The organism is uncultured Phascolarctobacterium sp. (assembly GCF_905212365.1).
Taxonomy (GTDB): Bacteria; Bacillota; Negativicutes; order Acidaminococcales; family Acidaminococcaceae; genus Phascolarctobacterium_A.
Map to the genome: position 1 here is coordinate 1 of NZ_CAJMEH010000060.1, position 13,671 is coordinate 13,671.

Here is a 13,671-nt window from a genome sequence, read left to right on the forward strand (position 1 = left end):
TGGCGCGGCTGACGCTGCATTTTACTGTGTTCGCCCGCTGGGACGGATTTCCCAGAGCCTGCGCCGCCTATCCGGAGCTGCCGCTTTTATACCTGCTGCTGGTAAGGCGGGCAGGACGCGCCGGTGCGGACGTCGGCGAGCAGGCGACTTATTTGCTGCTGACGCTGCGCAGCATTCGCGATTTAGTGAGCAACGCCGCGCGCAGCACTATGCAGGACGATATGGAAATTTTCCGGCAGTGGTACCAGTTTTTGTGGCAGCTTGCGGCTAACGATGAAAAGCGCCGTCAGGAGCTGAGGCGGCTTTTGCAGCTGGCTATCGCCTATTGGCAGCGTTCTCTGCCCAAAACCAGCCGCCGTCAGGCGCGCTTTTTAGAGGATTTAATGCAGCCCAGTGCCGTAACCGGCGCGTATCAGGAGCTGCTGGAGCGTATTTGTTAAATATAGTGATAGATTGAGGTTTTGATTATGGCAAAAATTGTAGTAATCGGCAGCTGTAATATTGATGTAACGGTGGAATGCGAGCGTTGGGCCAAACCGGGCGAAACAATCTTCGGCAAGGGCCTGACCATTTCTCCCGGCGGCAAGGGCGCTAATCAGGCTGTGGCTGCGGCGCGTTTGGGCGCGGAGGTGGCCATGGTGGGCTGCGTGGGCGACGACGTCTACGGCAAGCTGATGCTGGAGGCTTTGGAGAAAAATAATATCAATACTGATTATGTAAAGGTGCTGCCCGGCGAAAACAGCGGTACGGCGCATATTACCGTGGCGGAAAACGACAACAGCATTATTGTTATCAAGGCCGCTAACGATTTGGTGTCCCCCGCCTTGGTGGACGAGGCCTGGGAGGTTATCGCTCAGGCGGATATGGTGCTTTTGCAGCACGAAATTCCGGCGGCTGTTAATACCTATGTTATTGAAAAATGCGCGGCGGCGGGAGTACCCGTGCTGCTGAATCCTGCGCCGGTAGCGCCTGTGCCCCAGGAGCTTTTAGACAAGGTAACGTATCTGACGCCTAACGAGCACGAGGCGGCGGTCTTGTTTGCCGGTCAGGGCAAGGCCGATATTCTGGGACGCAACCAGGGCAAGGTGATTATGACCTTGGGCAGCAAGGGCGTAGCCTATGCGGAAAAGGGCCAGGTATATAATGTGCCGGGCTTTAAGGTGCAGCCCGTGGATACTACGGGAGCAGGCGATACCTTTAACGGCGCTTTTGCTGTGGCTAGGGCCAATGGTAAATCCATGTATGACAGCATCAGCTTTGCCAACGCGGCGGCGGCGCTGTCGGTGCAGAAGCTGGGTGCGCAGAGTGGAATGCCGTATTTGCAGGATGTAGAGGAGATGTTGAAATAATGCAAAAGGGTGGTATGTTAAACAGCGCCATCGCTAAGGTGCTGGCTGATCTGGGTCATACGGATACTATCGTTATCGGCGACTGCGGTCTGCCTGTGCCTGCCGGAGTGCAGAAAATAGATTTGGCCTTGAAGCCCGGCACGCCTTCCTTTATGGAGGTTGTGACCGAGGTGGCTAAAAACATGGTTATCGAAAAGGTGGAAATCGCAGGGGAAATGGAAGACCGCAACCCGCAGGTTTTCGCCGCTATGAAGGCGCTGTTCCCCACGGAGCAGTGGTTGGTGGACGTTGACCACGAAGCCTTCAAGGAGGCTACGAAAAAGGCGAAATGCGTTATCCGCACCGGCGAGATTACGCCTTACGCCAACGTCATTTTGCACAGCAACGTATTCTTTTAAGAAAAATGCGCCGCAGCGAACCGGTATACGTTTGCTGCAGGCGCGTTTTGAGGATGGGTATATTTATGGAAATAGAGTTAAGAGATATCCACAAGGCCTTTGGCTCCAACGAGGTACTCAAGGGCGTTAACCTGAAGCTGAAAAGCGGCGAGGTACACGCCTTAATGGGCGAAAACGGCGCCGGTAAATCCACGCTGATGAACATTCTGACGGGCATCCATAAGCAGGATAAGGGTCAGATTTTTGTGGACGGGCGCGAGGTAAGCTTTAAAAATCCCTTGGAGGCTGAAGCTAACGGTATTGCTTTTATTCATCAGGAATTAAATATCTGGCCTAATCTGAGCATTTTGGAAAATCTGTTCATGATGCACAGCATCACTAACAGCATGGGCGTCTTGGATTTTAAGGCTATGCGCCGGATTGCGGAGGAAAAATGCCGCGAAATTTCCATCGAGCTGCCGCTGGATATGGAAGCCGGCGAATGTTCCGTGGGGCAGCAGCAGATGACGGAAATTGTGCGCAATTTGCTGCTGGATGCTAAGGTAGTAATTATGGACGAGCCGACGGCGGCGCTGACGGAGCGTGAGACGGAAAAGCTGTTTGAGGTGATGCGTTCCCTGAAGCAGCGGGGCGTGGCTATGGTCTATATCTCCCACCGCATGGAGGAGGTTTTCAATAACTGCGACACCATCACCGTAATGCGCGACGGCGTTTCCGTGGCGACTAAGCCGGTGGGCGAATATGCCTTGGGACAGATTGTCCGCGATATGGTTGGCCGCTCCATAACCGAATTTTATCCCGCCCGGCGTAATAAGCCCGGCGAGGTGGTGCTGGAGGTTAAGCATTTTGAACAGCCGGGGCTGTTCCACGATATCAATTTCAATCTGCGCAAGGGCGAAATTTTGGGCGTAGCCGGATTGATGGGCGCGGGCCGCACGGAAATTATGCGCGCTATTTTCGGCGTGGACAGCTGCAAGAAGGGCGAGCTGCTGCTGAACGGGCAGAGGCTGGTCATTCAAAAGCCGGAGGACGCCATTAACGCGGGCATTGGCTTTGTAACGGAAAACCGCAAGAGCGAGGGCTTGATTCTGGATTTTTCCATTATGCGCAATATTGCTTTGCCCAGCGTGGACGCTTTCGCTAAAAACAGCGTTATTAATTTTAAAAAATTAACTGCTTTTGCCGATAGAATGGCCGCTAAGCTGGGCGTTAAGGCGCAGGATTTGGGCTTGGAGGCCGGAGCCTTGTCCGGCGGCAATCAGCAGAAGGTGGTTATCGCCAAATGGGTGGGTATGCAGCCTAATATCATCATTATGGACGAGCCTACTCGCGGTATCGACGTAGGCGCTAAACGCGATATTTACGAGCTGATGAATGAATTGACGGCCAGCGGCGTTTCTATCATTATGGTTTCCTCGGAGCTGCCGGAGGTTTTGGGCATGAGCGACCGCATCATGGTTATCCATGAAGGGCGCATTGCCGGAGAGCTGCTGCACGACGAGGCCAATCAGGAAAAAATTATGTCACTGGCAACGGGAGGGCAATAAGTATAATGAATATCAAAGCAATCTTAAAAAAATCCGGCTCCGTTATCGGACTGGTGGCGTTGTTTGTGGTCATTTCCTGCCTTAACAGCAGCTTTATCGACCCCAGCAACCTGAAAAACCTGCTGCGTCAGGTATCCATCAATGCCTTGATTTCCTTTGGCATGACCTTCGTTATCCTGACCGGCGGCATCGATTTATCCGTAGGCAGTATTCTGGCTCTGTCCAGCGTGCTTATGGGCAGCTTTATCAAGGGCGGCATGGACCCGGTGCTGGGCATTGTGCTGGCCTGCGTTATCGGCGCTGTTTTAGGCTCTGTCAACGGCCTGGTAATTACCTACGGCAAGGTGGCCCCCTTTATCGCTACCCTGGCGACGATGACTATTTTTCGCGGTCTGACGCTGGTTTATACCAACGGCAACCCTATCAGTAGCCTGACGGACAGCGAAGTATTCCATGAATTTGGTCAGGGCTATTTGATGGGTCTGCCCGTGCCTGCCATTATGATGCTCCTGATGTTCGCCGTTTCCTATTTTATTTTGCACAAAACTACGCTGGGGCGCAAAACCTACGCCGTAGGCGGCAATGAAAAGGTTTCCTTTATTGCCGGTATTAAGATTGACCGCATCAAGATTTTTGCGTATACTATTACAGGTATGTTGTGCGGTATGGCGGGCGCTATTTTGACCAGCCGTTTGAACAGCGCGCAGCCCACTGCGGGCACCGGCTATGAGCTGGACGCTATCGCTGCCGTAGTTTTGGGCGGCACCAGTCTGTCCGGCGGCAAGGGACGCATTGTGGGCACGATTATCGGCGCGTTGATTATCGGCACGCTGAACAACGGCCTGAATATTTTAAACGTATCCAGCTTTTACCAACAAGTTGTCAAGGGTATTGTAATTTTGCTGGCAGTCCTGATGGACCGCAAAAAATCTTAGGAGGAAATTTTTCCATGAAAAAAATCTTATTGGTACTTACCTGCATCGTGGCTATGGCTATGATGATTGCAGGCTGCGGCGGCAGCGAGAAAAAGGACGCCGCTAAAGACGGCGGCAAAAAGCTTGTCGTTGGCTTTTCCGTATCCACTCAAAACAACCCTTTCTTCGTTTCCTTGGCTAAAGGCGTAGACGCTAAAGCTAAGGAGTTGGGCGTAACCGTAAAGATTGTAGACGCTCAGAACGACCCTGCTAAGCAGGCCAACGACGTTGCCGACCTGCTGCAGCAGAATATCAGCGTATTGCTGGTAAACCCGGTTGATTCCGCTGCTATTTCCACTTCCGTAAAGGCTGCCAACAAGGCTAATATCCCCGTTGTTTGCCTGGATCGCAGCGCCGACGAGGGCACTGTCGCTTCTTTAGTCGCTTCCGATAACGTAAAGGGCGGCGAAATGGCTGCCGAATACATCGTTAAGCAGCTGGGCGAAAAGGTAAAGGTTGCTGAACTGGAAGGCATTCCCGGCGCCAGCGCTTCCCGTGAACGCGGCGAAGGCTTCCACAAGATTGCCGACAGCAAGCTGACCGTAGTAGCTAAGCAATCCGCTGATTTTGACCGTTCCAAGGGTTTGACCGTAGCTGAAAATATGCTGCAGGCAAACCCCGACATTAAGGCTATTTTCGCGCAGAACGACGAAATGGCTTTGGGCGCTATCGAGGCTGCTAAATCTGCCAACAAGCAAATTTTCATCGTAGGCTTTGACGGTACTGCCGACGGCGTAAAGGCTGTAGAAAGCGGCGCTATGAGCGCTACCATCGCGCAGCAGCCGGAGGTTATGGGCCAACAGGGTCTGGAAGTAGCCGTAAAGGCCGCTAAGGGCGAAAAGGTTGACGCTAAGGTTTCCGCTCCGCTGAAGCTCATTGAAAAGAAATAAGCTAAACCCCTGTAGCTGTTTGTAGCACAACCTGACAACTTGTAAAGCAAAATACCCGCTGTTTGCCGCAGCGGGTATTTTTATGCGCGGACTACAAGAAGCAGGCAGCTGCTAATAGCATATACGAAATATGGCTGCCGGCAATAGTTAACAGGTATTTTACTTTTCTGTAAAAATATTTGTGACTTAATCTAGCTATTTTGAACCCAATAGTGTATACTATAAATATATTAAGAGAATTTGATGACGAAAGGGTGTGAAGATTATTTCTTTAAGTAACAGGCAGAAGCAAATTGCTGAAATAGTACGTCTTGAAGGGCCTATCACCGGCGAGCATATTGCGGAAAGACTTAACGTAACGCGCGCCGCTTTGCGCAGTGATTTGGCGATTCTTGTTATGGGCGGTATTTTGGATGCGCGTCCCAAGGTAGGCTATTTTTATACGGGTAAAAATACCTTGGGCATGCTTATGGAAGAAATCTCCGCCATCGAGGTGCAGGACCTGCAGTCCGTACCCGTAGCTATCGCCAACGATAAAAGCGCCTACGAGGCCGTAGTCACCATGTTTTTAGAGGATGTAGGAACCGTCTTCGTGCTGGACGAGGAAGGCCTGCTGACGGGTATCGTATCCCGCAAGGATTTGCTCAAGGCCGCTATCAATAACAGCGACCTGCGCGATATTCCCGTGGTGATGGTGATGACGCCTATTTCCAAAATTATTGTGGCAGCGCCGGACGAACCCGCCGCTTTGGCAGCCCGCAGGCTTATTGATAACGAAATAGACTGCCTGCCGGTGGTAAAAGCCGTCGACGAATGCAAGCGCAGCTATCAGGTCGTAGGCCGCATTACAAAAACAAATTTTACCCGTTTGCTGGTGGATTTGGCAGAGGGCAAGGGAGGTAATTATCATACTACCGAAGGTTAATCCGATTATTTACGCTGTATCTGACTCTATTGGCGAAACTGCGGAATCCGTGGTTAAGGCCACTACCAGCCAGTTTGTAGAAGAAAAATTCGATGTGATCCGCGTTCCTTACGTTAAGGACAAGGCGCAGATCGACAAGGTTATCGAGGAGGCTGCGGCTAACAGAGCGGTAGTCTGCTATACTATCGTGTCTCCCGAACTGCGCGAGCACATGGCCGACAGAGCGCTGGCCGTGGACGTGGAGGTAGTGGACGTGCTGGGCCCCATGCTGAAATCCATTGAAAAAACCACGGGGCTTTTGCCGCGCAATCAAGCCGGCCTTATCCATTCGCTGGATCACGAATACTTTAAGCGCGTAGAGGCTGTGGAATTTGCCGTTAAGTATGACGACGGCAAAAATCCTTTGGGCCTGCTGAAAGCCGACGTAGTTATTATCGGCGTTTCGCGTACTTCAAAAACGCCGCTTTCCATGTATCTGGCACATAAGCAGATTAAGGTAGCCAATGTGCCCCTGGTGCCGGAGCTGGCGCCGCCGGAGGAGCTGTTTAAGGTGCCGCCGTACAAAATCATCGGCCTCTTGATCGATCCCTTTAAGCTTAATGAGATCCGCAGCGAACGCTTAAAAACCATGGGCCTGAGCGATACTGCCGTTTATGCCGATATGCAGCGCATAAACGACGAGCTGACTTATGCTAAAGGCATTATGCGCCGTCTGCATTGCCAGATTATCAACGTATCCAACCGCGCTATTGAAGAAACCGCAGGTATCATTATGGATTATGTGCGCAAGAACCAGGAAAGACATCACGAAAGTTAAGAAAAGCGCAAGAGCTGTCACACTAAAATGTGGCAGCTCTTTTTTTTTGCAAATATTTATTTTTGCGCCAGCAGCTCGTCCTTCAAAGCGTAATATTCCCGTGAAAAATAAGGCGTCAGCTGCGCTTCCCGGTGGTCGTAGCCGAAGGCGCGCTTGGTCAGCGAAAGAATTGGCGGGGCCTGAATGCGTTTGGCTACGGCAAAGCCGGCGAACAAACGCCACCAGCGCTCTAAATCTTCTATCAAAGCCTGAGCGTTGGGGCAGGCCTGCTGCAGCGCCGCTTCTTCGCAGCCTAATTCCTGCGCCAGGACGCCGTTTTTGTACCAGCGCAGAATGTCGGCGGGGGTGGTTTTGTGCCAGTTTTCGATAAAGGAGCGCAGCAGATAATCGTGATAGGGATAAACTAGCGGGTCGCCGCCGCTGCCTACGGTTTGGCTGGCGGAAAGCTCAGCGCTGGGGCGAATGGTAAAAATTTCTTCCGGAATAACTTCTCTTTGAAAGACTGCTGCGTTTAAGTAACGGCCAAGAGCGTAAACCTGATGCTTCCATAAATCGCCCAGAATGGCTAAAGCTCCGGCAATATCGCCGTAGAAGGTGGCGTAGCCCACGGCCAGCTCGGCTTTGTTGGAATTGCAGCTGAACGCGCCGCCGAAGGCTGCCGCTGCGGCGGCAATCAACCGTGCGCCGCGGTCGCGGGCCTGAATATTTTCCTGGACTAGGCCGCTGAGCTGTAAATTAAATTGACTGCCGCTGCCTAAATTTACGATGGGCGTGTTCTGCAATTGTCCGAAGGTCAGCCTACAGCTTTCCGTAATGGGCAGCACGGCGTAATTAGCGCCCAGCGCTTTGGCCAAACGGTAGGCCAGGTTGCGGGTGGCCGCCGAATTATAACGCGACGGCAGGTTGAGCAGCAGCAGATTTTTCGGGTCGAGAATATCGGCGTACATAGCCGCGGCCACGGCGCTGTCGATGCCGCCGGAAAGGCCGATGGTCATTTTGCGGATGCCGCATTGCTGCAAAAATTTACTTGCACCGTATTTCAGCGCCAGATAAACGGACTGAGGCTCCTGCGGCAGCGCCGCCACCGGACTGGATGAGGTTAAGGTGCTGCTTGCCGTATCCCAAGTCAGCTCCAACAGCGTGTCCGCATACATGGGCGCGGAGGCAATCAGCGAGCCGTCACCGTTGTAGGCGGAGGTGCAGCCGTCGTAGGTAAAAATATTCTTGCCGTTATTTTGAATGCCGACATTATTGCAGTAAATCAGCGGGATAGCGGCCTGCTGCGCCTGCTGGCCAAAAAGGCGGTTGCGCTTGCGGTTTTTGCCCAGGGTGTAGGGCGAGCAAGAAAGGTTGCACAGCAGCTGCGCGCCGTTAGCCGCTAAGGTTTGCGGCACATTAAGGCTGTAATTTTCCGTCCAGCCGTCCTCGCACAGCATGAGGCCGATGCGCAGCTTTTCGCCGCGGATATTTACTTCCAGCGGCTGCAAGGCGTCGCGCACGTTGATATTTTCTTCTGCGCACAGCTTATGCAGGCCGTAAAAATAACGGCAGTCGTCAAATTCGCGGTAGTTGGGCAAAGAATTTTTTATAATATAGTCGCGGCCTAAATATCCGGTCAGTGGCTGGCCGTCGCAGCAGGCAAAGGCGGCGTTGTATTTGCGCACGCGGCCGTCCTCGTTGAGCTTGCCAGGCTCCGCCGCCACGCTGCCGAACATTACGCAGAGGCCGCTGCTGGCGGCGATGATTTTTTGCGCATAATATTCGCAGTCGTCCAGAAAGCTTTGCTGTTCCCACAGGTCGCCTATAAGATAGCCGGGCAGGCACATTTCCGGCAGCAGCAGAATGTCAGCCTGCCGCGCCCGCGCTTCGTCCATAACGACAAGAATTTTTTTGTAGTTCAGATCGGGACGGCCGGGAATGATTTCCAGCTGCCCGCAGATGATTTTAATTTTCAATGTGGAATCCCTTTCGTATTTCCCTTTGTAAAATTTGCATTTTACTGTTATCTAGTGCTATTATAGCAGAGATAAAACAATTTCTCTAGCGCAGAGGGGGCTTTTATTATGAAACATAACAAAAAAACTAACGCGGCCCGTAAATTAGACGAGCTGAAAATAGAATACCGTTTGGTGGAATATCCGGTGGACGAGGAGCATTTGGACGCCGTTCACGTGGCGCAGGAGGTGGGTATGCCTGCGGCGCAGGTTTTTAAAACGCTGTGCGTGCGCGGCGATAAGAACGGCGTTATGTTCGCAGTCATTCCCGGCGACGGCGAGCTGGATTTAAAGGCTTTGGCCAAGGCCAGCGGCAATAAGCGGGCTGAGCTGGTGCACTTGAAGGAGGTGCTGCCGCTGACAGGTTATATTCGCGGCGGCTGCTCGCCTTTGGGCGCTAAGAAAAACTATCCCGTATATTTGGATGCCAGCTGCGAGCAATGGCCGGAAATAGCAATCAGCGCCGGACAGCGCGGTATGCAGATTATCGCGGCTCCCGCCGATTTGCAGCGCGCTACCAACGCCGTGGTAACGCCGCTGATTTTTGCGCAATAGCGCTTGTTACCGTTTGAAAAATATGATATGATTAAAAATGATACGCCCATCAGTCAACAGATAAAAGAAAAAGCTTGAAAGAAGCGGCGGCTGGGTTTGCGTCCGGTAGACCGCGCAAAGAAGGCAGGTTTTGTATTATGTTATATGTAAGTACACGAGGGAAAACGGATATAGTATCTTCGGCGCACGCGATTACCCGCGGGCTGGCCGGCGACGGCGGGCTTTTTGTGCCCCAGAGCATTCCGGTTATGCGCATGACGGATATTAAGGCTATGAGCGGCAAGCCGTACACGGAACGCGCCGTGGATGTGCTGCTGCAATATCTTACGGATTTCAGCGAGGACGAGCTGCGCCAGTGCGTCAACGCCGCCTACGCGCCGGAAAAATTCGGCGCAGACCCGGCGCCGCTGGTGCAGGTCAACGAAAATACCGGCGTTTTGGAGCTGTGGCACGGGCCGACGTCGGCCTTTAAGGATATGGCGCTGCAGCTTTTGCCGCATCTTTTAACGCGCTCTATTCGCAAGACCGGCGAAACGAATAAAGTGGTTATTTTGGTCGCTACCTCCGGCGATACGGGTAAGGCTGCCCTGGAGGGCTTCGCCGACGTGGAGGGCACGCAGATTATCGTCTTTTATCCTAAGGACGGCGTGAGCGATATGCAGAAGCGGCAGATGATTACCCAGGCCGGAAAGAACGTCAAGGTCTTTGGCATCGAGGGCAATTTTGACGACGCGCAGCGGGGCGTGAAGGAAATTTTCGGCAATACGGCTTTGGCGACGGCCTTAGGAACGAAGGGCTACAGCTTTTCTTCCGCCAATTCCATTAACTGGGGCCGTTTGGTGCCGCAGATAGTTTATTATTTCAGCGCTTATGTGGACGCAGTGAAGGCTGGCAGAATCGAAGCCGGCGACGGCATCAATTTCGTAGTGCCCACCGGTAATTTCGGCAATATTTTAGCAGGCTATTACGCCAAGCTGATGGGGCTTCCCATCGAGCGCTTGCTGTGCGCTTCCAACAGTAATAACGTGCTGACGGATTTTATCAACACCGGCACCTACGACAAGCGCCGCGAATTTTATAAAACGATTTCGCCGTCCATGGATATTTTGGTATCGAGCAATCTGGAGCGGCTGCTGTATAATGTAACCGACTGCGATTCTGCAAGAGTGGCGGAATATATGAAGCAGCTGAATACCGAAGGCGCTTACAAGGTGGACAGCGACGATTTGAAGCGCATCCAGAGCGAATTTTTCGGCGCGTGGGTGGACGAGCTGGAAACCAAGGAAGCCATAGGCCGCATTTACAGCGATTACCATTATCTTATGGATACGCATACGGCTGTGGCCTGGCGGGCTTTGGAAAAATACCGCTTCCTGACCAGCGACGAAACCTATACGGTGGTGCTGTCCACGGCCAGCCCGTATAAATTTGCCGACAGCGTGCTGGACGCTTTGGACGACGGCCAGCCGGCAGGCAGCGACGCCTTTGCCGAGCTGCACGAGCTGAATGAAAAAACCGGCGTGGAAATCCCGCCGAGAATGCTGGCCCTGCAGGAGCTGCCCGTGCTGCATAAGGAGATTGTGGCTGCGGATAAGATGGAGCTGGCGGTAATGACTAATTTGTTGTAAGAAAAATAAAATAGAGTAAATCCCTCAAAAAGGGAGCAATAGTAAAACTCTCAATTGAATTATATTGCCCCCCTCTTAGAGGGGGCTGTCATCGAAGATGACTGGGGGAGTAAGAATAATAAATAAGCAAATTACAGGGACTTAGTTCGCGCCGCGGACTAAGTCCTTGCTGCAGAAGGAGGAATATAGTGGACTCTAGGAGAGTGCTTGAACAGGTGCGGGACGGCTCCCTTTCCATCGCCGAGGCGGAGCGCTACTTCAACCGCAAGGCCTACGAGGATATGGGTTACGCCAAGCTGGACACATATCGGGAAATTCGCTCCGGCTTTCCCGAGGTGGTTTATTGCAGCAATAAGCCGGACGCTTTTTTGCAGTCTATTTACCAGCGGCTGGCGGAGCGGCACGGCGAGGTTTTCGGCACGCGGGCGACGCAGACGCAGTACGAGCTGGTGCGGCAGGCGCTGCCTGAGGTGGTGTACGACCCGGTGGCACGGACGCTGAAGCTGGAACGCAGCGATAAAAAACGCGACGGGCTGGTGGCAGTATGCACGGCCGGTACCGCCGATGTTCCCGTGGCCGAGGAGGCGGCGCAAACGGCGGAATTTTTCGGCTGCCATGTGGAGCGCATGTACGACGTGGGCGTCAGCGGCATTCACCGTTTATTGGATAAGCTGCCGGTTTTGCAGAAGGCGAACTGCGTAGTAGCGGTGGCGGGTATGGAAGGCGCGATTGCCAGCGTTATCGGAGGGCTGGTGCGCAATCCGGTCATCGCCGTGCCAACCTCCGTAGGCTATGGCGCCAGCTTTCACGGAATGTCGGCGCTGCTGACGATGCTCAATTCCTGCGCCAACTGCGTGTCCGTAGTTAATATCGACAACGGCTACGGCGCGGGCTATATTGCGACGCAGATCAATCGTTTGGCCGTAGGGAGGCAAGATGATGAACAAAAATATTGATATGGCAGTTGAACAAAAATACGACGCTTTGCTGGCGGAATTACGCAGCTTGGGGCGCGTTTTGATCGCGTTTTCCGGCGGGGTTGATTCTTCCCTGCTATTGTTTGCGGCTAAGCAGGCGCTAGGCTGGGAAAACGTGTTGGCTGTGACAGAACGGTCAGGAGTTTTGCCGCAGCGGGATTTGCGTGACGCCGACAGCTTTTGTAAAAAATTTGGCGTGCGGCACCGCTTTTTTGATTTTGACGAGTTGGCTGTGCCGGGTTATGCGGATAATCCGCCGGACCGCTGCTATATTTGTAAAAAAACGCTTTTTACTAATCTTTTGCAGTTGGCAGCCGAAGAAAAAGCGGTGTTATGCGAAGGATCTAATTTAGACGATTTGAGCGATTATCGTCCGGGATTGAAAGCTTTGGCCGAGCTGGGGGTAGCAAGTCCTTTGCGTACGGCGCGGCTTACTAAGGCGGAGATACGTTTCCTTTCAAAAAAATTTGCTCTGCCGACCTGGAATAAGCCGTCTTTCGCTTGCTTAGCTTCACGCTTTGCCTATGGCGAAAAGATTACGGCAGCTAAATTACAGGCTGTCGATGAGGCGGAGGAATATTTGGCGCAATTAGGCTTTAGCCAGTTCCGCGTGCGCGTGCATGGCAATTTGGCGCGTGTCGAGGTAGCTCCGGCGCAGCTGGGGCTGGCTGCCAAGGAGCCCTTGCGCAGCGAAATTTATCAAAAATTAAAAGAACTGGGCTTTACCTATGTGGCTTTGGATTTAGCGGGCTACCGCATGGGCAGCATGAATGAAAGCCTGAAAATTGGAGGATAAAAATGCAGACTTTATATTTGGAATGCAGCGCCGGTATCAGCGGCGATATGCTGGCTGCAGCTTTATTGGATTTAGGCGCGGACAAGGAGGCTTTGCGCAAAGCGCTGGACAGTATTCCTGCCGCCGGGTTCCGCTATGAGATCAGCCGCGTAAGCAAAGCGGGAGTGGATTGCTGCGATTTTAATGTGCTGCTGGATGCGGAGCTCGAAAATCACGACCACGATATGGAATTTTTGCATGGAGCGCCTGCTCACGGGCATGAGCACGAACATGAGCATTGCCATCATCACCATGACCACGAGCATGAACACGAGCATTGTCATGCGCCCCATGAGCATCACCACGCTCACGAGCACCGCGGCCTAAACGAAGTTATTGCCATTATTAACGCCGTGGATATGAGCGAGAATGCTAAAAAAACGGCTCTGAAGATTTTTGATATTATCGCTGCGGCTGAGGGCAAGGCTCACGCCGTGCCCAAGGAGCAGGTGCATTTTCACGAGGTAGGGGCCATCGATTCCATTGTGGACGTGGTGGCCATTGCCGTTTGCCTGGACAGCCTGCATATAGACGAGGTTATCGTGCCGGAGCTGTGCGAGGGCCGCGGCAGCGTGCGCTGCCAGCACGGCGTTCTGCCTGTGCCCGTGCCTGCGGTTGCCAATATTATGCAGGCATACGGCTTGAAGGTACGGCTGCTGCCTGTGCAGGGCGAATTTGTTACGCCTACGGGCGCGGCTGCCGTAGCCGCCGTAGCCGTATTTGCCGTAGTCGCCGTACCCATATTTGCCGTAATATTTTCCGTAACCGTACTGCCTGCCGTA

At 53.0% G+C, this 13,671-nt stretch carries 14 protein-coding genes; 13 read left to right on the top strand and 1 reads right to left on the bottom strand.

Annotated elements, in window-relative coordinates:
• The 8 genes from QZ105_RS08775 to QZ105_RS08810 all read left to right on the top strand — a co-directional run.
• On the top strand, nucleotides 1–440 hold a 440-nt coding region (locus QZ105_RS08775), incomplete at its 5' end, for a hypothetical protein (RefSeq protein WP_293729541.1).
• Nucleotides 441–467: 27 nt separating this feature from the next.
• Entirely contained in the window at nucleotides 468–1,349 is an 882-nt protein-coding gene (gene rbsK, locus QZ105_RS08780; RefSeq protein WP_293729542.1) for a ribokinase, read from the top strand.
• On the top strand, nucleotides 1,349–1,747 hold the full coding sequence (gene rbsD / locus QZ105_RS08785; protein WP_293729543.1) for a D-ribose pyranase: 399 nt from the start codon (nucleotides 1,349–1,351) through the stop codon (nucleotides 1,745–1,747). Before rbsK ends, rbsD begins: the two co-directional genes overlap by 1 nt.
• 65 nt (nucleotides 1,748–1,812) lie before the next feature.
• Nucleotides 1,813–3,294: a sugar ABC transporter ATP-binding protein gene (locus QZ105_RS08790; RefSeq protein ID WP_293729544.1), complete on the top strand. Its 1,482-nt coding sequence runs from the start codon at nucleotides 1,813–1,815 to the stop codon at nucleotides 3,292–3,294.
• 5 nt (nucleotides 3,295–3,299) lie between these two features.
• Nucleotides 3,300–4,229 (top strand): ribose ABC transporter permease, encoded by a 930-nt coding sequence (rbsC, locus tag QZ105_RS08795; protein WP_293729545.1) that lies wholly within the window; start codon nucleotides 3,300–3,302, stop codon nucleotides 4,227–4,229.
• Between the two features lie 14 nt (nucleotides 4,230–4,243).
• Nucleotides 4,244–5,158, top strand: a complete 915-nt coding sequence (gene rbsB / locus QZ105_RS08800; RefSeq protein WP_293729546.1) for a ribose ABC transporter substrate-binding protein RbsB — start codon at nucleotides 4,244–4,246, stop codon at nucleotides 5,156–5,158.
• A 256-nt stretch (nucleotides 5,159–5,414) separates the two neighbouring features.
• Nucleotides 5,415–6,083, top strand: a complete 669-nt coding sequence (locus QZ105_RS08805) for a helix-turn-helix transcriptional regulator (RefSeq protein WP_293729547.1) — start codon at nucleotides 5,415–5,417, stop codon at nucleotides 6,081–6,083.
• On the top strand, nucleotides 6,067–6,900 hold the full coding sequence (locus QZ105_RS08810) for a pyruvate, water dikinase regulatory protein (protein ID WP_366936028.1): 834 nt from the start codon (nucleotides 6,067–6,069) through the stop codon (nucleotides 6,898–6,900). The genes QZ105_RS08805 and QZ105_RS08810 overlap by 17 nt, the downstream gene beginning before the upstream one ends.
• A 56-nt stretch (nucleotides 6,901–6,956) precedes the next feature.
• Here the strand turns inward: QZ105_RS08810 and nadE are convergent, their stop codons facing one another.
• Nucleotides 6,957–8,855, bottom strand: coding sequence for an NAD(+) synthase (gene nadE, locus QZ105_RS08815; protein ID WP_293729548.1), 1,899 nt, complete (start codon nucleotides 8,853–8,855; stop codon nucleotides 6,957–6,959).
• 108 nt (nucleotides 8,856–8,963) lie between these two features.
• Here nadE and ybaK point away from each other — a divergent pair, with 108 nt between their 5' ends.
• The 5 genes from ybaK to QZ105_RS08840 all read left to right on the top strand — a co-directional run.
• Nucleotides 8,964–9,449: a Cys-tRNA(Pro) deacylase gene (gene ybaK / locus QZ105_RS08820; protein WP_293729549.1), complete on the top strand. Its 486-nt coding sequence runs from the start codon at nucleotides 8,964–8,966 to the stop codon at nucleotides 9,447–9,449.
• Nucleotides 9,450–9,586: 137 nt separating this feature from the next.
• Nucleotides 9,587–11,077: a threonine synthase gene (thrC, locus tag QZ105_RS08825; protein ID WP_293729550.1), complete on the top strand. Its 1,491-nt coding sequence runs from the start codon at nucleotides 9,587–9,589 to the stop codon at nucleotides 11,075–11,077.
• Between the two features lie 188 nt (nucleotides 11,078–11,265).
• Nucleotides 11,266–12,033 carry a nickel pincer cofactor biosynthesis protein LarB gene (gene larB, locus QZ105_RS08830; RefSeq protein WP_293729551.1) on the top strand — a complete coding sequence of 256 codons (768 nt, stop codon included), beginning with the start codon at nucleotides 11,266–11,268 and terminating at the stop codon, nucleotides 12,031–12,033.
• A complete protein-coding gene (gene larE, locus QZ105_RS08835; protein ID WP_293729552.1) occupies nucleotides 12,014–12,850 on the top strand; it encodes an ATP-dependent sacrificial sulfur transferase LarE in 837 nt (278 codons plus the stop codon). Before larB ends, larE begins: the two co-directional genes overlap by 20 nt.
• A 2-nt stretch (nucleotides 12,851–12,852) precedes the next feature.
• Nucleotides 12,853–13,671, top strand: an 819-nt coding sequence (locus tag QZ105_RS08840) for a LarC family nickel insertion protein (RefSeq protein WP_293729553.1), incomplete at its 3' end; no start/stop codon positions are given.